Source organism: Yoonia sp. 67-2 (assembly GCF_035117555.1).
Lineage (GTDB): Bacteria > Pseudomonadota > Alphaproteobacteria > Rhodobacterales > Rhodobacteraceae > Yoonia.
In genome coordinates, this window is the sequence record NZ_JAYKPK010000001.1 from 622935 (window position 1) to 644879 (window position 21945).

At 59.2% G+C, this 21945-nt stretch carries 17 protein-coding genes; 9 read left to right on the forward strand and 8 right to left on the reverse strand.

Annotated elements, in window-relative coordinates:
* Nucleotides 1–38 precede the first annotated feature (38 nt).
* The 5 genes from VOY09_RS03170 to VOY09_RS03190 all read left to right on the forward strand — a co-directional run bounded on the left by VOY09_RS03170 (nucleotide 39) and on the right by VOY09_RS03190 (nucleotide 6773).
* Nucleotides 39–338, forward strand: coding sequence for a hypothetical protein (locus tag VOY09_RS03170; RefSeq protein ID WP_322892334.1), 300 nt, complete (start codon nucleotides 39–41; stop codon nucleotides 336–338).
* A 46-nt stretch (nucleotides 339–384) separates the two neighbouring features.
* On the forward strand, nucleotides 385–2850 hold the full coding sequence (gene secD / locus VOY09_RS03175; RefSeq protein ID WP_322892333.1) for a protein translocase subunit SecD: 2466 nt from the start codon (nucleotides 385–387) through the stop codon (nucleotides 2848–2850).
* 94 nt (nucleotides 2851–2944) lie between these two features.
* Nucleotides 2945–3946 (forward strand): hypothetical protein, encoded by a 1002-nt coding sequence (locus tag VOY09_RS03180; RefSeq protein WP_322892332.1) that lies wholly within the window; start codon nucleotides 2945–2947, stop codon nucleotides 3944–3946.
* A gap of 105 nt (nucleotides 3947–4051) precedes the next feature.
* Nucleotides 4052–5035, forward strand: coding sequence for an ABC transporter substrate-binding protein (locus VOY09_RS03185; protein WP_322892331.1), 984 nt, complete (start codon nucleotides 4052–4054; stop codon nucleotides 5033–5035).
* 1 nt (nucleotide 5036) lies between these two features.
* Nucleotides 5037–6773 carry an iron ABC transporter permease gene (locus VOY09_RS03190; RefSeq protein ID WP_322892330.1) on the forward strand — a complete coding sequence of 579 codons (1737 nt, stop codon included), beginning with the start codon at nucleotides 5037–5039 and terminating at the stop codon, nucleotides 6771–6773.
* A gap of 3 nt (nucleotides 6774–6776) precedes the next feature.
* Here VOY09_RS03190 and VOY09_RS03195 read toward each other — a convergent pair whose 3' ends face one another.
* Nucleotides 6777–7820 carry an ABC transporter ATP-binding protein gene (locus VOY09_RS03195; protein ID WP_322892329.1) on the reverse strand — a complete coding sequence of 348 codons (1044 nt, stop codon included), beginning with the start codon at nucleotides 7818–7820 and terminating at the stop codon, nucleotides 6777–6779.
* A 295-nt stretch (nucleotides 7821–8115) separates the two neighbouring features.
* Here VOY09_RS03195 and VOY09_RS03200 point away from each other — a divergent pair, with 295 nt between their 5' ends.
* From VOY09_RS03200 to VOY09_RS03215, 4 genes are all read left to right on the forward strand, one after another.
* Nucleotides 8116–8622, forward strand: coding sequence for a 2Fe-2S iron-sulfur cluster-binding protein (locus VOY09_RS03200; protein ID WP_322892328.1), 507 nt, complete (start codon nucleotides 8116–8118; stop codon nucleotides 8620–8622).
* Nucleotides 8619–9605: a xanthine dehydrogenase family protein subunit M gene (locus tag VOY09_RS03205; protein WP_322892327.1), complete on the forward strand. Its 987-nt coding sequence runs from the start codon at nucleotides 8619–8621 to the stop codon at nucleotides 9603–9605. The genes VOY09_RS03200 and VOY09_RS03205 overlap by 4 nt, the downstream gene beginning before the upstream one ends.
* Nucleotides 9602–11800 (forward strand): xanthine dehydrogenase family protein molybdopterin-binding subunit, encoded by a 2199-nt coding sequence (locus VOY09_RS03210; protein ID WP_322892326.1) that lies wholly within the window; start codon nucleotides 9602–9604, stop codon nucleotides 11798–11800. The genes VOY09_RS03205 and VOY09_RS03210 overlap by 4 nt, the downstream gene beginning before the upstream one ends.
* A gap of 229 nt (nucleotides 11801–12029) precedes the next feature.
* Entirely contained in the window at nucleotides 12030–14351 is a 2322-nt protein-coding gene (locus tag VOY09_RS03215) for a Tex family protein (protein ID WP_322892325.1), read from the forward strand.
* A gap of 600 nt (nucleotides 14352–14951) precedes the next feature.
* On the opposite strand, the gene VOY09_RS03220 is transcribed toward VOY09_RS03215, so the two are convergent.
* From VOY09_RS03220 to VOY09_RS03250, 7 genes are all read right to left on the reverse strand, one after another.
* Complete coding sequence (locus VOY09_RS03220; RefSeq protein WP_322892324.1) at nucleotides 14952–15659, reverse strand: hypothetical protein; 708 nt, start codon at nucleotides 15657–15659, stop codon at nucleotides 14952–14954.
* Nucleotides 15646–16335, reverse strand: coding sequence for a phosphate regulon transcriptional regulator PhoB (gene phoB, locus VOY09_RS03225; RefSeq protein ID WP_322892323.1), 690 nt, complete (start codon nucleotides 16333–16335; stop codon nucleotides 15646–15648). Before phoB ends, VOY09_RS03220 begins: the two co-directional genes overlap by 14 nt.
* Nucleotides 16335–17051 carry a phosphate signaling complex protein PhoU gene (gene phoU / locus VOY09_RS03230; protein ID WP_322892322.1) on the reverse strand — a complete coding sequence of 239 codons (717 nt, stop codon included), beginning with the start codon at nucleotides 17049–17051 and terminating at the stop codon, nucleotides 16335–16337. Before phoU ends, phoB begins: the two co-directional genes overlap by 1 nt.
* Nucleotides 17052–17062: 11 nt before the next feature.
* Nucleotides 17063–17824: a phosphate ABC transporter ATP-binding protein PstB gene (gene pstB, locus VOY09_RS03235; RefSeq protein ID WP_416236718.1), complete on the reverse strand. Its 762-nt coding sequence runs from the start codon at nucleotides 17822–17824 to the stop codon at nucleotides 17063–17065.
* Between the two features lie 47 nt (nucleotides 17825–17871).
* On the reverse strand, nucleotides 17872–19167 hold the full coding sequence (pstA, locus tag VOY09_RS03240) for a phosphate ABC transporter permease PstA (protein WP_322892320.1): 1296 nt from the start codon (nucleotides 19165–19167) through the stop codon (nucleotides 17872–17874).
* A gap of 11 nt (nucleotides 19168–19178) precedes the next feature.
* Nucleotides 19179–20555, reverse strand: a complete 1377-nt coding sequence (pstC, locus tag VOY09_RS03245; protein ID WP_322892319.1) for a phosphate ABC transporter permease subunit PstC — start codon at nucleotides 20553–20555, stop codon at nucleotides 19179–19181.
* A 66-nt stretch (nucleotides 20556–20621) separates the two neighbouring features.
* Entirely contained in the window at nucleotides 20622–21671 is a 1050-nt protein-coding gene (locus tag VOY09_RS03250) for a substrate-binding domain-containing protein (protein ID WP_322892318.1), read from the reverse strand.
* Nucleotides 21672–21945 lie beyond the last annotated feature (274 nt).

Here is a 21945-nt window from a genome sequence, read left to right on the forward strand (position 1 = left end):
GGCGAAAGGCTAATACAGCAACGCTTTGCCGGCTGGTGGTGGTGCTTTTGCTGGCGCTGTGCGCCGCGCCGACGATGCCGGCGCAACTACTCAGCGGCACGGATCGTCCGGTCGCTGACAGCCAGATTACCGCGATTGATGGTGTTCTGATACAACAGCGCCAGCTGCTCCGTGCGCCGCTGGGGCAAGATGATCTGACTGATTTTATTGCGCCAGTTGCGGTGCCCGAGACTTCGCCAACAGGCCGGGTTTCGGTCATCTGGTCGGCCTCTGCACGCGCCAATCGGGCCGCGAGCCACAATATCCTGCCACCACTGCGCGGCCCGCCTGCCGTCTGACACACGTTTCGTCAGATATACTGTCAGGCAATCATGGATATTGAATATGCGCCGACCAGCATGGGTCATCATGACCTATGTCGTCCTGCTGCTACTTGCAGTGGCGACAGCCCTTCCCAACTTTCTTCCTACGACCGCCCGCAATGCGTTGCCCGACTGGGCGACCAGCCAGACCGTGTCGCTGGGTCTTGATCTGCAAGGCGGCGCGCATCTGCTGCTGGCCGTGGATCGCGACGATCTGGCCCAAGCGCGCTTGCAGGATCTGCGCGAAACCCTTGTGGCCGAGATGCAGGCGCTGAACCAAAACCAATCCGCGATCAGCAGCGACGGGCTGACGCTGAGCCTTGCTGCCGATGACGCCTTGTTCGCTGCCATGCAGGACCGTGCCGCCGCGACAGCCGAGCCGGGCATGCCGGTGGATTACACAGTGACGCTGACTGATCGCGTGATGCGGCTGGCACTGACATCCGCCGGTCTGGACCGCGCCGCAACAGCCGCCGCCGACACCAGCCTTGAAGTGATCCGCCAGCGTATTGATCAGGTCGGCGTGTCCGAACCGGTGATCAGCCGTGTGGGTGATGACCGTATTCTGGTGCAGATGCCCGGCGTCGAGAACCCGGCGCAGTTGCGCGATCTGCTGGGGTCGACCGCCAAGATGAGCTTTCAGATGGTCGCCCCCCAACCCGGGCCGGGTGTGTCTTTGTTGGCGATGCGTGATGGCAGCGGCACAATCCCTGTCGAAAGCCGCGTCGCCCTGTCCGGTGACAGGCTGGATCAGGCGGCGATGGCTTTCGATCCCGACACCGGCCAACCAATGGTAACCTTTGCCTTTGACCGGCAAGGGGCCGTGACCTTTGCCGACATCACAGCCGCCAATATCGGCCAGCGCTTTGCCGTTGTGCTGGATGGGCAGGTGTTGACCGCGCCGGTGATTCAATCCGTCATTCCCGGCGGCCAAGGCCAGATCACCGGCAATTTCACACCGCAAGAGGCGCAGACCCTTGCAGTCCTGCTGACCTCGGGCGCCCTGCCCGCCTCGCTGGAGGTGATCGAGGAACGCAGCGTCGGGGCCGCACTTGGTGCAGATTCGATCCGGTCCGGGCTGGTCACGGGCATTGTCGGTCTGGCGCTGGTGATGACGATGATGGTCGTGCTGTACGGCGGCTGGGGACTGCTGGCCAGTGCGGTGCTGGGGATCAACGTGATGCTGACCCTGACGGCATTGGGCGTTCTCGGCGCAACGCTGACCTTGCCGGGGATTGCGGGCATCATCCTGTGCCTTGGGATCGCGGTGGACAGCAACATCCTGATCTTCAGCCGCATCCGTGAAGAAACCGCAAAAGGCGCCGTCGCGATCAAGGCGCTGAAACAAGGATATGCGCAGGCCTGGGCAACGATCTTTGACGCCAATATCACTACGCTTCTGGCGATGGTGCTGCTGTTTCTTTTCGGTGCTGGTGCCGTGCGCGGCTTTGCCATCACGATGAGCCTTGGCATCGTGATTTCGATGTTCACCGCTGTCGTGCTGATGCGGATGATGATGGAAGCCTTGGTGCGGCGCCGCAAACCCGCGCGGCTGACGATTGCGCCGCTGTTTGGACGGGTCCGGGCACCCGGTGCGTTTTCCTTCATGCGGCGCGGGCGGCTGGCGCTCGCAGTGTCGGCGATGCTGTCCATCGGCGCGATTGTGGCGTTGATTGCGCCCGGACCCAACCTCGGGATTGATTTCACCGGCGGTCTGCAGATGGTGCTGCGATCCGACACAACCGTGCCGCTGGCCGATCTGCGCGCGGCGATCACGGCCAGCGTGCCGGGTGACGCCAGTCTGCAAGCCTTTGGCGATGTGAATGAGGCGCTCATCCGTGTCCAAGGCGTAGCGGGACAAGCGACTGTCGCTGCTGTCGAAACCGCAGCAGCGCAGGTTGTGCCGGGTGCTGTCTTTGACCAGATCGATCTTGTGGGCCCGACGGTCAGCGGCGAACTTGCCACCACCGGGCTGATTGCCCTGTCGCTCGCCATTCTGGCGATGCTGGCCTATATCTGGGTGCGGTTTGAATGGCATTTCGCGGCAGGTGCGATTGTCGTGCTGTTCCTCGACATTACCAAAACCTTTGGCGTGATCGCCCTTGCGGGCTGGGAGGTGAATCTGACGACCATCGTCGCCCTGCTGACGCTGATCGGCTATTCGGTGAATGATAAAGTGGTGGTCTATGACCGCATCCGCGAACATCTGCGCGCGGGTGGCGATATTTCACTGGCGGACGTGATTGACCGCAGCCTCAACCAGGTGCTGGCGCGCTGCATTTTCACATCGGGCACAACATTGGCCGCATTACTGCCGATGGCGATCTGGGGCGGACCTGCAGTGGCTGGTTTCGCCTGGCCGATGATCGCAGGCGTCGTGATCGCAACGGCATCGTCGCTCTTCGTGGCGGGGCCAGTGTTGGCATGGCTGGCCGCGCGCAGCGGCGTGGCCCGCCAAGGGTCCGAGGTGCCGGGGGCAGCGACGTGAATGGCTGATCGCAATACTGGTTTATCAGTTCCGTCCTTTTCTGTAATTGACAGACCATCGCCAATAGCGCTGCGACCTAACGAAAGGCTTTGCCATGACACTGCGAATCCGACCCGCTGAACACGCCGATCTTGATCAGATGTGCGATCTATTGCTGGCTGATGCGGAAAATCGCTGCACCGCCAATCCGGGGCTATGGAAACTCGACGAAGATCCGCGTGGCAAAATCATATCCACGATAAAGGCGGCGATGGAGGCGCAGGACCCTCCTATCCGGCACCAATGGCTGGTCGCACAATCAGGCGACAATATCGTGGGCGTCGCGCATTCGATCCTGCTGCCGGTTCCGCCGATCTATGCCGGGGCATTCGGACCGCCCGGCCTGATCATGGAGGATTGCTATGTCGCACCCGGCGCGCCGCCAGCAACGCAACATGACCTGCTCACGGCGGCAGAAGCGGATCTGATGGCGGCCGGGGCGCTGATTCTGCTGGCATCCAGTGTGGACGGCGGAACATTGGAATCCGCTTATGCCGAACAGGATTATGCCCCGCTGACAAAGTATTTTGCCAAGACCGGCCTGACCCGGCAAACGGCGTTCGCCGATGTGCGGCAAGCCACCGTCGATGACGTTCCCGGCATTGTCACCGCAAGCGCGGTTCACCGGCGTGTTCTGGAGGACCTGCACCCGCTGTTCTGGAAACCACATGCTGATGCCGATACACGTTTTGACGCATGGATGCGCCGCAGCCTGACGCTGCAAGACCGCGATATGTTCGTGTCAGACGAAGGCGGGATCAGTGGCTACGCGATCTCGCAACCGGCGACCGCACTTCATTTTCCGATGCCGCATGACATCACGGAGATTTGCGTGATTGATGACTTCTTTCATGACACCTTCACGTCCCCGCAGAAACGCGGTGCCGCTGCTGACACGGCGGTCGCACTCTTTTCCGCAGCAGAGGCTGCGCGTGCCAAGCGCCGTGATCATTCCGTTCTGGTTGTCTGTCCGGCCGAATGGCAATCCAAAATCCAGATTTTGGAACAGCTTGGATATCGTAACGCAATCACCTGGCACATCAAGATGCTGGTCTAAAGCTGGGTATTTCCTGCCGCGGCGATCAGTATTCACAGCATGACACTACTGTCACAATTCATTGTTAAAGGTCCCGGATATTTTCGTGTCAAAAGGAATTCCGACATGCGCCCCACCGCTACTGCACTCACCACCCTTCTTGCCCTGCTGCCTTCAGTTCTTCTTGCGCAGGATGTTTCGGGCAAGCTTGTCCTTTATACCTCTCAGCCAAATGAGGATGCACAGCAGACTGTCGATGCCTTCATGGCCGCCTATCCAGGGGTCGAGGTGGAATGGTTCCGCGATGGCACGACACAGGTCATGGCCAAGCTCGCGGCAGAATTTCAGGCCGGTGCGCCGCAGCCGGACGTGCTGCTGATCGCCGATTCTGTCACCATGGAAGGGCTGAAAGCCGAAGACCGGCTGATGGCCTATCCCGAGGCTGACACCAGCGCCTATGCCGATGGCGTGATGGACCCAGAAGGTTTCTGGTTCGCGACAAAGCTGATCACTACCGGTATCGTCTATAACACCTCTGCCACCATGGTGCCGACATCCTGGGCCGATCTGACCGCGCCTGAGGCCGAATACAATATCGTGCTGCCATCGCCGCTGACCTCGGGTGCGGCGACGATCCATATGGTGTCAATTGCCGGGGTACCTTCCTTGGGCTGGGATTATTATCAGGCGCTGGCTGATCAGGGTGCCATCGCACAGGGCGGCAATGGCGGTGTCTATCAGGCCGTCGCCGGTGGTGAGAAGCTTTACGGTTTCGTCGTCGATTTCCTTGCCATCCGTGGCAAGAATGACGGCGCCCCGGTGGAATTCGTCTTCCCCGAGGAAGGTGTCTCCGCCGTCAGCGAACCTGTGGCGATCCTGTCGACCGCGCAGAACCCCGATGCGGCAAAAGCCTTTGTCGATTTCATTATCTCGGTCGAAGGACAGGAACTGGCCGCCGCGCAAGGCTATCTGCCCGCGCATCCTGACGTAACCCCGCCCGAAGGTTTCCCGCCGGTGAGCGAGATCAATCTGATGACCTTCGATCCTGCCGCTGCATTGGCCGAAGACACCGACAACAAGATGCGCTTTACCGAAATGTTCGGCGGCTGATTTGACCGCTGAAACAATCTCCCGGGGCGGTTCGCGCCGCCCCGGCTGGCGCTATGGCGAAGGGCTGACGCTGACCACCACGGTCGCAGTCGTGACATTGCTGGTGGGCGTGCCGCTCGCACTCTTGTTTCGCACCGGCCTGACGGATGATGCAGGTTACACGCTTGGCCCATTGTTAGCGGCGATGGACAGCACTGCCTTGCAACGTGCGCTGTGGCATTCGGTGCAAAGTGCTGGGCTGTCGGCGCTTTGCGCGACCATATTCGGCACACTTTTGGCCTTGATCATCGGCCTGACCGATATCCGCGCGCGCGGTCTGCTGGTGTTCCTGATCCTGCTGCCGATGATGATCCCGCCGCATGTCACCGCCATCGCCTGGCTGCAGGCCATGGGTCCGGGCAGCCCGCTGTTGAATATGTTCGGCCTCGCGCCGCCGCCCGGATCGCCGCATCCGATGCATGGGCTGGGCGGATTGGTGGCGCTGCTGACAATCCAGCACACAGCCCTAGTGTTTCTGATCCTGCGCGCCGCCCTGCGCGGTTTCCCGCGCGAAATGGTCGAGGCTGCACGGCTGTCCGGTGCCGGCATGGGCCGCATTCTGTGGCGCGTGATTCTGCCACTTTTGGCGCCTGCTCTGCTGGCGGGGTTCATGCTGGCCTTCACCGCTGCCTTGGGCAATTTCGGCATCAATGCGCTGATCGGCGTGCCTGCGCGCTATACCACCCTGCCCGTGCTGATCTGGCAGCGGCTGGCGGCTTTCGGCCCCGGCATGTTGTCCGGCGTCGCCGTGATCGCGATCATTCTGGCGCTGCTGACGCTGGCGGTGCTGAGCCTGCAATTATTCCTGACCCGCCGCCTGCGCACGCAGATGAGCGGTCTGGCCCAGTCCCCCTTGGCGCATCCTTTGGGCGCGTTCCGCCCTGTGGTCGAAGCCGGGTTGTGGCTGGTCGTCGTCGCCACTTTGGTGCTGCCGCTGACGGCGCTGGTCACCACATCTTTGGTGCCGACCTATGGTGTGCCTTTGTCCCGCACGACCGCGACTTTCGCGAATTATGCGGAAGTGCTGTTTCGTCAGAGCGTGACGGCCCGTGCCTTTGCCAATTCGACGTTCATCGCCAGCGCGGCGGCCATTGTGATCGCGATCCTCGCCATCGCCCTGGGGCATTTCATGACCCGCGGGTCGCGCAGCGGCCAACGCGCGGCCAGCCTTGCCGCTGGGCAGGCAGAGATGGCCTATGCGATCCCCGGTCTGGTGATTTCGGTCGCCTTCATCCTTGCCTTTCTCCAACCGCTGCCGGTGCTGGGCCTGCGGCTTTACAATACGCTGTGGATCATCCTGCTGGCCTATGTCGCGGCCTTTCTTGCCATCGGGCTGAAACCTGTGGTCGCGGCCTTTTCACAGATGGACAGCAGCCTTGATGATGCAGGCCGGGTCGCGGGCGCAGGATTCGGGCGGCGGATGCTGCGGATATCCGGCCCACTGGCCGCACCTGCCGCCGCATCAGGCGCAATGCTGGTGTTTCTGACCGCTTACAACGAGGTGACAGTGTCATCACTGCTGTGGTCGACGGGGAATGAGACGATTGGCACCGTCATCTTCAACTATGAAAACGGCGGCTACACGACGCTTGCGTCAGCCATGTCAGTCGTCACCGTGCTGGCGACAATCATGCTGATGCTGGGGCTGAACCTCTTTGCCCGCCGCGTACCGCCGGGTGTGATCCCATGGCGGGCCTGAGCGTTAGTCCTGTGGCAAAACCCAGCCGCCGTTGATCATCAGATCGACATTTTCCCCAACGGCGGGCTTATCCTGCAGACTGATCGGCAATGCCTCGGGCAACCCGTCAACCTCGACCAAAGCATCCCAGTGATTACCGCGAAAGGTCAGGCGGGCGATCCGCGCCGCCAGCCCGCCGGCACCCAAGGCAATCTGTTCGGGCCGCAGCATTAGTCGCGCCGCACCTGTCTGCGTGCCGACAGGGCAATCCGCCGTAACCACTACCGGACCCAGCCTGACCTGCGCCTTTGTCCCCATGACGCCGACAACCTCAACCGGCAGAACCACGCCTTTGCCGATGAAACCCGCGACACGGTCGCATACCGGGCGGGCATAAACCTCTTCCGGCGGGCCGGATTGCAGGATCCGCCCCTCCCACATCACCGCGATCTGCCCGGCGAGGGCCATCGCCTCATGCTGGTCATGGGTGATGTAAAGCGTCGTCGCCGCACTGCGGCGGTGAAAGGCGGCCAGTTCCTCTTCCATACTCGCGCGCAGATGCGGGTCGAGGTTGGCCAGCGGTTCATCCATCAGGATCGTCCGTGCGCCCTGCGCCAGACAGCGCGCGAGCGCCACCCGCTGCCTTTGCCCGCCCGACAGTTCGGCAGGCATACGTGCGGCATGCGGTGTCAGCGCGACAGTTTCCAGATGGCCCGCCGCCGCCTGCTGCGCCGCCTTGCGCCCCATCCCGGCGGTTTCCAACGGAAAAGCCACATTGCCCGCGACACTCATATGCGGCCAAAGCGCATAGGATTGAAATACCACGCCCACGCCGCGATCCTCGGGGCCGATATGCAGGCCCGGCCCGGCGACCACTTTGCCATTGAGGGCGATTGTGCCGCTGTCGGGCTTTTCCAGCCCCACGATCAGCCGCAATAATGTTGATTTCCCACATCCTGACGGGCCAACGACAACAAAAAATGTGCCTGCAGGAATGTCGAGAGTGACGTCTTCCACCGCCATCTTGCCCGAAAAGCTGCGTGACACCGCGTTCAGTTGGATGCTCATAGAGTTGGTCCCAAAGCTGTCCTGGCGCACGCAACCGCGCCGCCGGGAAATGACGAATTCACCGACTCTCTATCCGCATTTTTCATGACATGCGATTGACGCATCGCAAATTCTGATCACCGAATGCCATGCCATGCCAGATCAGTGACGGAAGAGGATCGCATGAGTGCACGAAAAACTTTGCCGCCCAATGGCGTGATCAATGTCCGGCAAAACCACGCCACCCTGCCACGCTGAACCAAATCCGATCCGCTGCGTTGCATCTGCATACCAGTCCAAAAATCCGGAGCATGAGATGCAGTCTAAGCTGAAGATCAACAACGCCGAATATCATCTGGATCACGATCCACGCACCTCGCTTCTGGATGCTTTGCGCAATCACCTCGGCCTGACGGGCACCAAGAAAGGCTGCGATCACGGCCAATGCGGCGCTTGCACGATTTTGGTGAATGGTCGGCGCATCAACTCATGCCTCACCCTCGCCTGCATGCACGATGGTGATGAGATCACGACAATTGAAGGGATCGGCACGCCAGATGAAATGTCTGACTTGCAGAGTACCTTCATAGACCATGATGCCTTTCAATGCGGCTATTGCACGCCGGGCCAGATTTGCTCAGCTACTGCGATGTTGGAAGAAGCACGCCAAGGCTGGCCCAGCCATGTCACCGATGATCTGACGCAAAGCGCTGATTTGTCCGATGCAGAGATTTCCGAACGGATGAGCGGCAATCTGTGCCGCTGTTCGGCCTATCCCAATATCGTGGCAGCCATCCGGCAAATGGCAGGTGAAACACAATGAAGACCTTCACCTATAGCCGGGCAGAGTCACAGAGTGACGCCGTTCAATCAGCACAAGCCGGGACCGCTTTTATTGCCGGTGGCACCAACCTTCTTGACCTGATGAAGCTGGAAGTCATGACCCCGGATCATCTGGTCGACATCAACCACCTTGACCTCAAGCGGATCGAAGAAACCGCGGATGGCGGCCTGCGTATCGGGGCGCTGGTGTCCAACAGCGATCTGGCGAATGACATGCGGGTCAGGACAAGCTGGCCGCTTTTATCACAGGCGCTGCTGTCCGGTGCCTCGGGCCAGTTGCGCAACAAGGCGACGACCGGCGGCAATCTGCTGCAACGCACACGCTGCTATTATTTCTATGACACCGACACCCCCTGCAACAAAAGAACCCCCGGCAGCGGCTGTGCGGCGCAGGGCGGTTTCAACCGGATCCACGCGATCTTTGGGACGAGCGAGGCCTGCATCGCCACCCACCCCAGCGACATGGCCGTCGCCTTGCGCGCGCTCGGGGCAAAGGTTGAAATTCTGCGCAATGACGGTGAGGTGCAGAAGGTTCCCTTGGGCGAGCTTTACCGCTTTCCCGGCGACAATCCTGAGGTCGAAACGATCCTACACCCCGGCGACCTGATCACCCATGTGCTGCTGCCAGCGCCTTTGGGCGGCACGCAAATCTACCGCAAAGTCCGCGACCGCGCCTCCTATGCATTTGCGCTGGTCTCAGTGGCGGCAATCATGAGATTACAAAACGGCAAGATTTCCACAGCACGGCTAGCCTTCGGCGGCGTCGCCCCCTTCCCTTGGCGCGTGCCGGAGGTGGAGGACCTGATAGAAGGCCAAGCTCCATCGCCTGCGCTATGGACACAAGCGGCTGACCTGCTGCTGCAAGACGCCAAAGGTCAGGGCAGCAATGATTTCAAGATCCCGCTGCTACGCCGGACATTGGCGGCGGTACTGGAACAAGCGACGAACGGAGCAGACATATGAGCACGCATCTGAAGATGGACGAACCTGATCACCGCCGCCGGCTTGACCATATGGCGCAAGGTATCATCGGCACCGGGATGAACCGACCCGATGGCAAGGCCAAGGTGACGGGTACTGCCCCTTTTGCCTATGAGGTTCAGCCGGAGGGAATGGCCTATGGCGTGCTTGTGCGCGCGGCGGTCACCTGTGGCACGCTAAAGCACGTCGACAGCGACAAGGTCGCCGCATTGCCCGGTGTTCTTGCCGTGATGCATGGGCCAAAGTTCCTGCGCAATCCGGCACAGGGCACCGCCGACAAAGCCCCGGTGCAAGGCAGTGAGGATATCGCCTATTGGGGTCAGCCGGTCGCGCTTGTTGTCGCTGAAACATTTGAACAGGCCCGCCATGGGGCACAGATGCTGCAGCTCGAGATCAAGGCCAAGTCAGGACAGGTCGACCCCGAAACGGCCACTTTCGAAACACCCGAGAAAAAGCAGGACAGCCAAGGCGATCTGGATCAGGCGATGCAGCAAGCGGATTTCACTGTCGATGTCACCTACACCACCCCGGGTCACAACAGCGCCGCGATGGAGCCGCATGCATCGATCGCCGCATGGGACGGCGATCAGTTGACGCTGCGTGGCAGCTATCAGATGCCCAATTACAATATCAACGAACTTGCCTCTTCCCTTGGGATTACGCCCGAAAAGGTCAGAATATTGTCGCCTTTCGTCGGCGGCGGCTTTGGCTCGAAACTCGGCATTGCACCCGAAGCGGTCGCCGCGGCACTCGCAGCGCGGGAACTGGCACGCCCGGTGGGTGTTGCCTTGAGCCGCAAGCAAGTGTTCGAGGCGACAATGCGCCGCTCAGAAAGCCGTCAACGTGTCAAGCTGGCCGCAGATGCGCAGGGGCAGCTTACGGCCATCGGGCATGACGCCTATGTTTCCAACCTACCGGATGAGGATTTTTCCGAACCTGTGACGCAGGCGACGCCGTTCACCTATCAGGGTGAGAACCGCGTCATCGGCCATCACATCGCCCGGGTGAACCGGACCTGTGCAGGCTCTGTCCGCGCGCCAGGGGAATCCATCGGCCTGACCGTGCTGGAAAATGCGATGGATGAACTGGCTGATGTGCTGGCGATTGATCCGGTCGAATTCCGGCTGAAGAATATTCCGGACAAGAACCCCACCTCGGGTCTTCCTTTTTCCTCTCACAAGCTTGCCGAAGCATTACGCACTGGACGCGACAGGTTCGGATGGGACGCACGCAACCCAAAACCCGGATCTTGCAGAGAAGGCGAATGGCTGCTCGGGATGGGCATGGCATCGGCGGTGCGCGTCAATATTCTGGCTGAGGCGCGTGCGCGCGTGACCCTGTCTCCTGGCGGAGAGGCCCACGTAGAAACCGACATGACCGATATCGGCACAGGCACCTATGCAATCCTGACGCAGATTTGCGGCGAAATGCTGGGCCTGCCAGCCGAAAAGATCACGGTGTCGCTGGGTGACACCTCGCATCCGCGCGGGCCGGGGTCTGGCGGGTCTTGGGGCGCGTCTTCGGCAGGCACCGCCGTCTTTCTCGCCTGCGAGCAAATTCGCGCGGAGATCGCCAAAAAGCTGGATGCGGATGAGACAGATCTGAGTTTCAAAGATGGCCATGTCATATTTGAAAACCGTCAGACGCCCCTGACCGACCTCATTGACGCAGCCATCACAATCGAAGGGCATGTCGAACCGGGCAAAACCATGAAGGACGTGACCCAAGCCACCTATGGCGCGCATTTCGCTGAAGTCGCTGTCAATGCCGTGACGGGAGAGACCCGGGTACGGCGCATGCTGGGCGTGTTCGCTGCAGGGCGCATCCTGAATGAAAAAACGGCGCGGTCCCAGTGCCTTGGCGGGATGACCTTCGGGATCGGTATGGCCCTGACCGAAGAGTTGGTCCATGATCCGCGACATGGTCAGATCGTCAATCACGACTTTGCCGAATATCATCTCCCGGTGAACGCCGATGTCCCGCAACTCGATGTCGTCTTTCTTGAAGAGCGCGACGATTACGCCAACCCGATGCAATCAAAGGGCATCGGCGAACTGGGCATCTGCGGTGCGGCGGCTGCCATTACCAATGCGATGTTTAACGCGACGGGTGTGCGTGTCCGCGATTATCCCGCCACGCTGGACAAAGTGCTGGCCGGTTTTGAGGATGGTTGTTGAGCTTGGGGAAGATGCGGACATCCGGGTCGCCCTGATACCCAGAGTTACAAAACCCGATACGCAGATTTAGGCATTGTGGCCGCTGCGATCTGCCCACTTTATGGCGCGGATCTTGCGATATCATCATGCGCCAAATCGCGCGTCACGGTGTCAAACACTGTGCAATGGACTTGGCGGCACGTGGATGTACCGCTATCACAATCCTTCCAAAGCCACGAAGGACCCAGTCATGACCGCCATCGCAGATCGCATTGCCCGCACCATCGCCGCCGAGATCGCAGCGCGCCCGGATCAGGTTACCGCGACAATCGCTTTGTTGGATGGCGGCGACACCGTGCCTTTTGTCGCGCGCTACCGCAAAGAGGCCACAGGCGGGCTCGATGATACACAATTGCGCAAACTGGCCGAACGGTTGGAGTATTTGCGCGATCTTGAAAAGCGGCGCGCGAGTATCGTTGCGGAAATCACGTCGCAGGGAAAACTGACCGATGCGCTGGCCCGCGCGCTGGCCACGGCCGATACCAAATCTGTGCTTGAGGATCTTTATCTGCCGTTCAAGCCCAAGCGGCGCACCAAAGCCATGATCGCGCGTGAAAACGGGCTGGAACCCTTGCTGCGCGCGATCCTTGCCGACCGCGCGGCGGACCCTTTGGCCTTGGCGACAGCCTATATCAGTGATGTCGTTCCCACCGAGAAAGACGCGCTCAACGGCGCGCGCGACATTCTGGTCGAGGAATTGGGCGAAAACGCCGCCCTGCTGGGCCGCCTGCGCGATTTCATGCAGAAAGAGGCGCTGATCACCGCGCAGGTCAGCAAAGGAAAAGAAGAGGTCGGCGCGAAGTTTTCCGATTATTTCGCCCATAGCGAACTTTGGGCGACGATCCCGTCGCACCGCGCGCTGGCGATCCTGCGCGCCTCCAAAGAAGAGATCGTGACGATCAATATCGCGCCAGAGCCGGAAACCGGCCTGCCGCGCGTGATCGGCATGATCGCCGCCGAAATCGGGATCACCGGCGACGGCAAAGGTGATACTTGGCTACGCGAGGTTGCGCGATGGGCCTGGAATGTCAAATTGAGCCTGTCGATGTTCATGGACCTGATGACCGACCTGCGCCGCCGCGCCCATGATGCCGCGATTGATGTCTTTGCCCGCAACCTGCGCGATCTGCTGCTGGCGGCACCGGCTGGCGCGCGGGCAACATTAGGCCTTGATCCAGGGATCAGGACCGGGTGCAAAGTCGCCGTCGTGGATGAAACGGGCAAGCTGTTGGATACAGCGACGATCTATCCGTTCCAGCCACGCATGGACCTGCGCGGTGCCGAAGCCACGCTGACCCAGATGATCCAGAAACATGGCATCGCCCTCATCGCCATCGGCAATGGCACCGCCAGCCGCGAATCCGAACGCTTGGTCGCTGATGTGATCAAAGCCCTGCCCGCAGGCACACCCCGCCCGACCCCGGTGATCGTGTCAGAGGCCGGGGCATCGGTCTATTCCGCCTCCGAACTCGCGTCACAGGAATTCCCCGATGTTGATGTGTCGATCCGTGGTGCCGTGTCCATCGCGCGCCGCCTGCAGGACCCTTTGTCTGAACTGGTGAAAATCGAACCACAGGCCATCGGCGTCGGCCAGTATCAGCATGACGTGGACCAGCGGCGACTGGCGCAAAGCCTTGCCGCTGTGGTCGAAGATGCAGTGAACGCAGTGGGTGTGGACCTCAACATGGCCTCTGCGCCGCTGTTGTCGCATATCGCAGGGCTGGGGCCGTCGCTGGCGCAGGCGGTTGTGGCGCATCGCGATGCGCACGGGCCATTTGCCAATCGCAAAGCCTTGTTGAAGGTCGCGGGGCTTGGCCCCAAGGCGTTCCAGCAATGCGCCGGTTTCCTGCGGATCAGCGGCGGGACGGATCCGCTAGACGCCTCATCCGTCCACCCCGAAGCCTACGGCGTCGCACGCAAGATCGTCAAAGCCTGCGGGCGCGATATCCGCGAGATCATGGGCAACAGCAGCGCCCTGTCCAGCCTACGCGCCGAACAATTCGTGGATGGCGATTTTGGTCTGCCCACCGTGCGCGATATTCTGACCGAGCTGGAAAAGCCGGGCCGCGACCCGCGACCCACCTTCAAAACCGCGACCTTTGCTGAAGGCATCGACAGTATCACCGACCTCAAACCCGGCATGTCGCTGGAAGGCACCGTCACCAATGTCGCGGCCTTCGGGGCCTTTGTCGATATCGGCGTGCATCAGGACGGGCTGGTCCATGTCAGCCAACTGGCCGATAAATTCGTCAAAGACCCGCATGAGGTGGTCAAAGCAGGCGATGTCGTGCGCGTCCGCGTCACCGAAGTGGACGTGCCGCGCAAACGCATCGGCCTGACCATGCGCAAAGACAACGATGCGAACCCCGCCCCGCGGACGCGCGATGCGGCCGCAGCAGGCGCTTCGCGGACAGCAAAGACCGGCAAAACACGACCTCCCGAAGCGCAAAGCCAGGGTGCATTCGGGTCCGCCCTGGCGGATGCGATGAAACGCCGACCAAACGGCGCGTGACGTCTGAGGGGTCTTGCCAGCAACGGTCCCGATGAGCAGCCCTTGCCCTAAGCAGCAGTGAATATCTGCATGGGCAGGGGCAAAGCGAGAGGCAATACCGTCGAAACAGACGACTACATTCATATTCTCGGCGGATGAATCAAACTGTGAGATCTGCAGGATCCTGTCGGTTCTGCGTTGCTCAGCTTTTCTGGGGATTTAGTGGCGGACAGACAGTCAGCCAAACAACAACAAGCATTCATTTAGTCCGTATGATAACAGAGAAATAATTTACTTGGTTAATAAAAATGTGTAGCAATATGATTAGCATATTTTTAACAGAGTGTTGGTTGCGGGAGCTCGACTTGGACACTGTTTAGCACGCCTTCGAACGGTCGTCATGAGTCGATGAAAGACAAAATCAAGCTACGGTGGATGTAATTTTCTCGTTCTAAAGCGTTATACAATTCATCTGAGGGCCAATCCTTTGGCGTCCAGAAATCGAAAGATGAGATCGAAAAACGGATGCAATTCGTGAAACATACCGTCACTGGCGGATCGAAAAAACCACCGCGATACTTTCCCGCTGTGATAAATTGCACCAAAATTATGTTACCTTGCCTAATCCCCGGCTAACGTAAAACCGATCCCGCGCACAACTCGTAAAGGATCAACCCCGATCTGCTTCTTTATACGGCTGCGCATTCGAAAGATGTGCAGTTCATTAGACCGAAGGGAAGTGACTCTGTTGCCAAAAACGAGTTTTGCCAATGATTGCTTATCCAACACCGCCTCGGGTGCGTCGAAAAAAGGACCAATCACACAATGATCTGTTTTGCTCATTGTCGCACAACGCTCACCTTGACAAAGCCTAAATTGCTGGCAATCTAGGGTAAATACATTCGTAGATCTAAGGTCTTTGATAGCAATCGGGCGCTCGCGGCGTAATGTGGACCTGACAGTAATAAAGCAGTTGGCAGTACTAGACTGCTGATTCAAAAGTCCAATGGTCTCAGTTTTCGCGCTGAGTGTAGGGACATAGGGTAATATAGCTAGAGTTTCGGTTGCCTGATACGCTTTTATTAGCGCAGTTGTATCAGGGTGGGCTGTGGCCAAAGTGATATCATAAACTACTATATCCGGCTTTACGTTAGCCAAGACAGTCAGAGCTATCGATATTTCAGGGCTATGGAACAGCTCTATCAAGGCGAGATCGCAGGCAGCAACAAGCGCGTAAGTCGGTTCGCTTGGTGAAAGCCAAAGCAGCTTCGAACGCTCTGTGCTTTCAGAGAGAACAACTGGTAGAATGCGTGCTTTATCCCAGCGCATATCCGGCGCCGCGCACAGTGCGGATCAGGTCGTCGCCGCCGTGACTGCCCAGAACCTTGCGCAACCGGCCGACATGCACGTCAACGGTGCGGGTATCGACATAGATGTCGCGGCCCCAGACGCGGTCCAGCAATTGATCCCGGCTCCAGACCCGGCCCGGCTTTTCCATGAAGGTGGTCAGCAGGCGGAATTCGGTCGGGCCGAGGCGCAGCTCATTCGCGCCACGGAACACTTTGTGGGTTTCGGAATCCAGCACGATATCGTCGTAAACCAGCCGCTCGCCCATTGTCGCAGGCCGCGACCGGCGCAGATGCGCCTTCACACGCGCCAGAAGTTCGATGATCGAATAGGGTTTGGAGATGTAATCATCCGCCCCGGTTTCCAGACCGCGAACTTTGTCCACCTCTTCCGACCGTGCAGAGAGCATGATCACGGGTGTCATGCGGAACGCCGGGCGGCTTTTGATCTGGCGGCAGATTTCGATGCCGGATGTGCCGGGCAGCATCCAATCCAGCAGGATCAGATCGGGCTGTTCTTCTTCGATCAACAACAGAGCTTCGTTGCCATCGGCGGCTTTGATGACGCGGAACCCTTCGCTTTCAAGGTTGTAAGCCAGCACTTCACGTTGTGCTGGCTCATCTTCGACCACAAGGACAGAAGGTTGCAGTTCGACCATCAGATGGCACTTCCTTGCAGTTCCAATGCAGTGTCGTCCTGCTTGGGCCGTTCATCCTCAGGCAGCTTGCCAGTCACGGCATAGATCGCCTGTTCGGCGATGCCGGTGGCATGATCGCCGATCCGTTCGATGTTTTTGGCGATGAAATGCAGATGCATGCCCACGGCGATATTGGCATGGTCTTCCATCATATGGGTCAGAAGCGAGCGGAACAGGGTGTTGTATATCTGATCTGCTTCGACATCGCGGTCAATGATGTCATGCGCTTTGGTCACATCGCGCTGGATGAAAGCGTCCAGCGCATCATTGATCATGCTTTCAACAAAGGAAGACATGCGCCCCAAGTCAGACAAGGTGCCGCTGATCGGGCCGACGCTCGACATCGCCTTGGTCCGCTTGGCGATATTCTTGGCATAATCGCCGCAGCGTTCCAGATGCGAGCTGATTTCCATCACCGACAGCACCAGCCGCAGGTCTTTCGCCGTCGGCGCGCGCAGGGCCAGCAGACGGGCTGCATCGGCTTTGACCATCAGGTCAAGCTCATCGATGATCCCGTCGCCTTTGCGCACCTGTTCGGCCAATTCGGCGTCGCGGGTTTTCAGCGCCTTCGCCGCATCGCTGAGCGCCTGTTCCACCAGACCGCCCATTTTCATGACCGTGGCCTGAATGCTTTCAAGGTCGCGGTCGAAGGACGCGACGATATGTTGATCGTTCATAGCTTTGATCCTTATCCGATCCGGCCGGTGATATAGCTTTCGGTGCGTGGGTCTTGCGGGTTGGTGAAGATCTGATCGGTGGTGTTGAATTCCACCAGATTGCCCAAGTGGAAGAACGCGGTCTTTTGGCTGACGCGGGCCGCCTGCTGCATAGAGTGGGTCACGATCACGACCGAAAATTCCTGGCGCAATTCATCGATCAGCTCTTCGATCTGGGCTGTGGCAATCGGATCAAGCGCAGAGCAAGGTTCGTCCATCAGCAGCACTTCTGGTGCTGTCGCAACGGCCCGGGCAATGCACAGACGTTGCTGCTGACCACCCGACAGGCCGGTGCCGGGGGAATTCAGGCGGTCCTTCGCCTCGTTCCAAAGTGCGGCACGGCGCAGCGACTTTTCAACGATGATATCCATGTCGGCCTTTGTTTGCGCCAGACCGTGGATTTTCGGGCCATAAGCCACGTTATCATAGATCGACTTGGGGAAAGGGTTGGGTTTCTGGAACACCATCCCGACCTTGGCACGCAATTGCACCGGATCGACGCGGGCGTCATAGATATCCTGCCCATCCATCGTGATGCTACCGGTGACGCGGCAGATGTCGATCGTGTCGTTCATCCGGTTGAGGCAACGCAGGAAGGTCGACTTGCCGCAGCCCGACGGGCCGATAAAAGCAGTGACCATCTTGTCACCGATTTCGACATTCACGTCCTTGATGGCGTGGGTATCGCCATAAAAGACCTGCACACCGGAGGCAGCGATTTTTGTTTCATTCATTTCAGAAGTTCTTTCAACTCGTCTCAGATCATCCATGGTGCGGTCCTTTACCAACGGCGTTCAAATTTGCTGCGCATATAGATGGCGATCCCGTTCATGAAAATCAGGAAAGTCAGCAATACCAGAATGGCAGCAGAGGTCCGGCTGACAAAGCCGCGTTCGGGGCTGTCGGCCCAGATAAAGATCTGGGTTGGCAGGGCGGTGGCGGCTTCAAACGGGCTCGAAGCAGCCGAGGTGATGAACGCGTTCATCCCGATCAGCAGCAGGGGGGCTGTTTCACCCAAAGCCTGTGCCAGACCGATGATCGTGCCGGTCAGGATACCAGGCATCGCGAGAGGCAGCACGTGCTGGAACACCACCTGTTGTTTTGAGGCACCCACACCCAAGGCCGCTTCGCGGATCGAGGGTGGCACGGCCTTCAGCGCGGCGCGGGTCGCGATGATGATTGTCGGCATTGTCATCAAGGCCAATGTCAAACCACCCACGAAGGGGGCAGAGCGTGGCATCCCGAGGTAGTTGAGGAAAACCGCCAGCGCCAGCAGACCGAAGACCACCGAAGGCACAGCCGCAAGGTTGTTGATATTCACTTCGATGAAGTCGGACACTTTGTTCTTGGGTGCGAATTCTTCAAGGTAGATCGCAGCACCGATCCCAGCGGGAAAGGCGATGATGAAACAGATCAGCAAGGCCCAGAACGACCCGACCAGCGCCCCACGCAGACCGGCAAGTTCAGGAAAGCGGGAATCGGCATTGGTGATCAGCGAAAAATTCAGCGGTTTACTGATCGCGCCAGCATCAACCAACTCGTCCCACCAACCCACGGCCTGATCATTGACGCGGCGCAAAGCTTCTGGCGTGTCGCGATTGATCGACCCTTTGTGCAATTGGTCGAATGCGTCAGAGGCGGGGACGGTGATGCTGATGGTCTGCCCGATCAAGGACGGATCGGCAACAACCCGGTCGCGCACATAAAACTGCGCCCCGTTTGACAGGATCTGCTGCACAGCACGCCGTTCTGAATCGTCATCAACACTCGGCAGCTTTGCGATCATCGCATTGGTCACGACATTCTGGAAACCGCCACGGGGCAGGTTTTCGACGGGGACTTCAGCAGGATCGATAAAGACATCCAACGTGATATGCGTCTGTACAAAGGCGGTGTGGCCGGTGCGGATCAGCGAAGCGAACAGCAAGAACATGACTGCAAAAGCGATGGAGATTGCCACGAGACCAAGACCTTGCAGCAGCACGTCTTTACGCTTGCGGCGGGCGATAGCCGGTGACCGGTCTGTCAGCGAAATCTGGTGTGGGGCGGGTATGCCCGTGTTAGGAGAGTCAACCATTTATCAATGCCTCAATCATAGATTTCGCGGTATTTGCGGACGATCCGCAAGGCCAGCACGTTGATGCCAAGTGTGATGATGAACAACATCATTCCCAGCGCAAAGGCTGACAGCGTCTTGGGGTTGTCGAAGGCAGTGTCGCCAATCAGCAGTGTCACGATCTGTACCGTCACGGCTGTGACCGAATCGAGCGGATTGATCGTCATCCTTGCGATCAGACCGGCGGCCATCACCACAATCATGGTTTCACCAATCGCGCGGCTGACGGCCAGCAGCACACCACCGACGATGCCGGGGATGGCGGCAGGGAACAGGACGTTCAGCATGGTTTCCGACCGTGTGGCCCCCAGCGCCAGGGCGCCGTCACGCAAGCTTTGCGGGACTGCAGCCAAGGCGTCATCGGCGAAGGACGAAATGAACGGGATCAACATGATCCCCATCACCCCACCAGCCGCCAAGGCTGTGTTCGATGCGACGTCAAGCCCCAGCGTTGCACCTGTGCTGCGCAGCCAAGGGGCCACGACCAGGATCGCGAAGAAGCCGTAGACAATCGTTGGCACACCCGAAAGGATTTCAAGGAAGGGCTTGATGACCGAGCGTGCGCGGCGCGAAGCGAATTCGTTCAGATAGATGGCGGTCATCAGACCGATGGGAATGGCAATGATCAAGGCCACGCTGGCGATCACGAATGTCCCAAGGAACACCGGAATGGCACCAAAGGCACCTTCGGCAGCGATCTGGTCCGCGCGGATCGGGATCTGTGGTTCCCAGTTCAGACCAAACAGGAATTCCGTGATCGGCACCATCGAGAAGAATTTGCTTGTCTCATAGGCGAGCGCGAAAACGATCGCAACGGTGACAAAAATTGCGAAGATCGCGCAGAAGCCCATCAGCCGCAGAATGATGCCTTCGCTGCCCTGGCGGGCGCGGAATTCGGCGGTCACCGTGCGGCGGGCAAAGGCGATCAGTGCTGCAACCGCGATGACCACGACGATCACCAGCGCGATATCTGCAGTGCGGCTATATCCGACAAGACGTTCCGCCGCTTCGATCTTCCACGGTTCGGGCGTGCCGAACACCCGCCCGCTGGCGAGAGAGTTGATTTCGGCCATGATCAACTGGATCGCGCCAGTACCAAGGCCGTCAAACGTGCCTTCCGGCAGGCTGGCGGCGACCAGACGCTGGATCAATGGATCAGCCAGCGCGATCCACACGAGAATAAGAATGAAAACCGGCACGAGAACGACCAGAGCCGAAAACATGCCGTGGAAACCGACCAGAGAGTGCAATGTTGCGCCCCCGTCACGAATGGCCTGAGCGGCCCTTATGTTCATCACATAACCGATGGCGGCGGCGACAAACAGGATGATGAAAGCGAGCAGGATCATGCAACTGGCCAATCTGTTGAAAAAAACCTGCCCCGCGGCTTTCGCGGGGCAGGCCTGGAGACTAATTTACTCGGTTTTGGCGGCCATTGTTTCGCCGGCGATCACGGCAGCCTGTGTGGCAGCGCGGATATCGTCAGCCAAAGGCACCATGCCACGCTCAGACAGGTAACCGCCCTGAGCCAGTGCATCCTCGGACATGTATTCTTCGATGAATTCCTGCATGTTCGGGATCACACCGCGGTGTGCGTTCTTGATGTAGAAATACAGCGGACGCGACACAGGGTAAGAACCGTCAGCAACGGTTTCAAAGCCTGGCTCGATGCCGTTCAGCTTCACACCAGCCAGTGTATCCAGGTTTTCGTAAACGAACGAATAACCGAAGATACCCAATGCGTTTGGATCAGCCTGCAGACGCTGCACGATCAGGTTGTCGTTTTCACCGGCTTCGATGAATGGCCCGTCGGTGCGCATGCGCGAGCAGTTTTCTTCGACCCAGTCGCCGTCAAAGCCACCGTCAGCGACATAGTCCAGCTCTTCACAGCCAGCATGCATCGCCAGTTCAACCCATGCGTCACGTGTGCCGGATGTGGGTGGGGGGCCAATAACGACGATGTCGATGTCGGGCAGGCGCGCATCGATTTCAGACCAACGGGAATAGGGGTTGTCGGCCCATTCGCCATCGACAGGAACCTGTGCTGCCAGTGCCAGATACATCTCGCCCAGAGTGATGTCCCACTCAAAGTCGGATGCGTTGTTGTAAGCCATCGACAGGCCGTCAAAACCGATCAGCGCTTCGGAGATGTCGGTGACGCCGTTCTGGACGCACAGGTCATACTCACCAGCCGTCATAGCGCGCGATGCGCCGGTCAGGTCAGGATGAGCTTCACCGATGCCGCCACAGAAAATCTGCATGCCGCCGCCGGTGCCGGTGGATTCAACGATTGGCGATGGTGCGCCAGTGTTGTTTGCGAATTGCTCTGCAACAGCTTGGCTGTATGGGAACACGGTGGACGAACCCACGAGGCGAATTTCGCCGCGGCCGCTTTGCGCGGACACTGCTGTGGCGGATGCAGCGGCAAGCGCCAGCACCGACACGGAAAGTTTGGTGAATGTCATGGTAACTCCTGATTGTCGTTTCGGACCGACAGAACCGGCCTCACTCACCGGATAGTGCGATTCTGTGAAGGCGATGTAACAGTTATATGACGATTTTGTAACAGCCATCTCTCGTGCTGTGTTCAGGCATCCGAGGTGCTTATCTCAGTTGCATCAACAACCACCTTCCGCAGCATTTCATGTTTCGAGAGCGCCGATTGTTGTCGGTGTTGGGGCGTGGCATTTTGGACCCCGCCTCCCGCCAAGACTTATCAGCACGAGACAAACTGCGCGA

What these genes read in the sequence shown, in the direction of transcription:
- secD (WP_322892333.1), top strand. Translation starts at nt 385, where the DNA reads ATGCGCCGACCAGCATGGGTCATCATGACCTATGTCGTCCTGCTGCTA.
- VOY09_RS03180 (WP_322892332.1), top strand. Translation starts at nt 2,945, where the DNA reads ATGACACTGCGAATCCGACCCGCTGAACACGCCGATCTTGATCAGATG.
- VOY09_RS03185 (WP_322892331.1), top strand. Translation starts at nt 4,052, where the DNA reads ATGCGCCCCACCGCTACTGCACTCACCACCCTTCTTGCCCTGCTGCCT.
- VOY09_RS03195 (WP_322892329.1), bottom strand. Translation starts at nt 7,820, where the DNA reads ATGAGCATCCAACTGAACGCGGTGTCACGCAGCTTTTCGGGCAAGATG.
- VOY09_RS03200 (WP_322892328.1), top strand. Translation starts at nt 8,116, where the DNA reads ATGCAGTCTAAGCTGAAGATCAACAACGCCGAATATCATCTGGATCAC.
- VOY09_RS03205 (WP_322892327.1), top strand. Translation starts at nt 8,619, where the DNA reads ATGAAGACCTTCACCTATAGCCGGGCAGAGTCACAGAGTGACGCCGTT.
- VOY09_RS03210 (WP_322892326.1), top strand. Translation starts at nt 9,602, where the DNA reads ATGAGCACGCATCTGAAGATGGACGAACCTGATCACCGCCGCCGGCTT.
- VOY09_RS03215 (WP_322892325.1), top strand. Translation starts at nt 12,030, where the DNA reads ATGACCGCCATCGCAGATCGCATTGCCCGCACCATCGCCGCCGAGATC.
- VOY09_RS03220 (WP_322892324.1), bottom strand. Translation starts at nt 15,659, where the DNA reads ATGCGCTGGGATAAAGCACGCATTCTACCAGTTGTTCTCTCTGAAAGC.
- phoB (WP_322892323.1), bottom strand. Translation starts at nt 16,335, where the DNA reads ATGGTCGAACTGCAACCTTCTGTCCTTGTGGTCGAAGATGAGCCAGCA.
- phoU (WP_322892322.1), bottom strand. Translation starts at nt 17,051, where the DNA reads ATGAACGATCAACATATCGTCGCGTCCTTCGACCGCGACCTTGAAAGC.
- pstB (WP_416236718.1), bottom strand. Translation starts at nt 17,824, where the DNA reads ATGAATGAAACAAAAATCGCTGCCTCCGGTGTGCAGGTCTTTTATGGC.
- pstA (WP_322892320.1), bottom strand. Translation starts at nt 19,167, where the DNA reads ATGGTTGACTCTCCTAACACGGGCATACCCGCCCCACACCAGATTTCG.
- pstC (WP_322892319.1), bottom strand. Translation starts at nt 20,555, where the DNA reads ATGATCCTGCTCGCTTTCATCATCCTGTTTGTCGCCGCCGCCATCGGT.
- VOY09_RS03250 (WP_322892318.1), bottom strand. Translation starts at nt 21,671, where the DNA reads ATGACATTCACCAAACTTTCCGTGTCGGTGCTGGCGCTTGCCGCTGCA.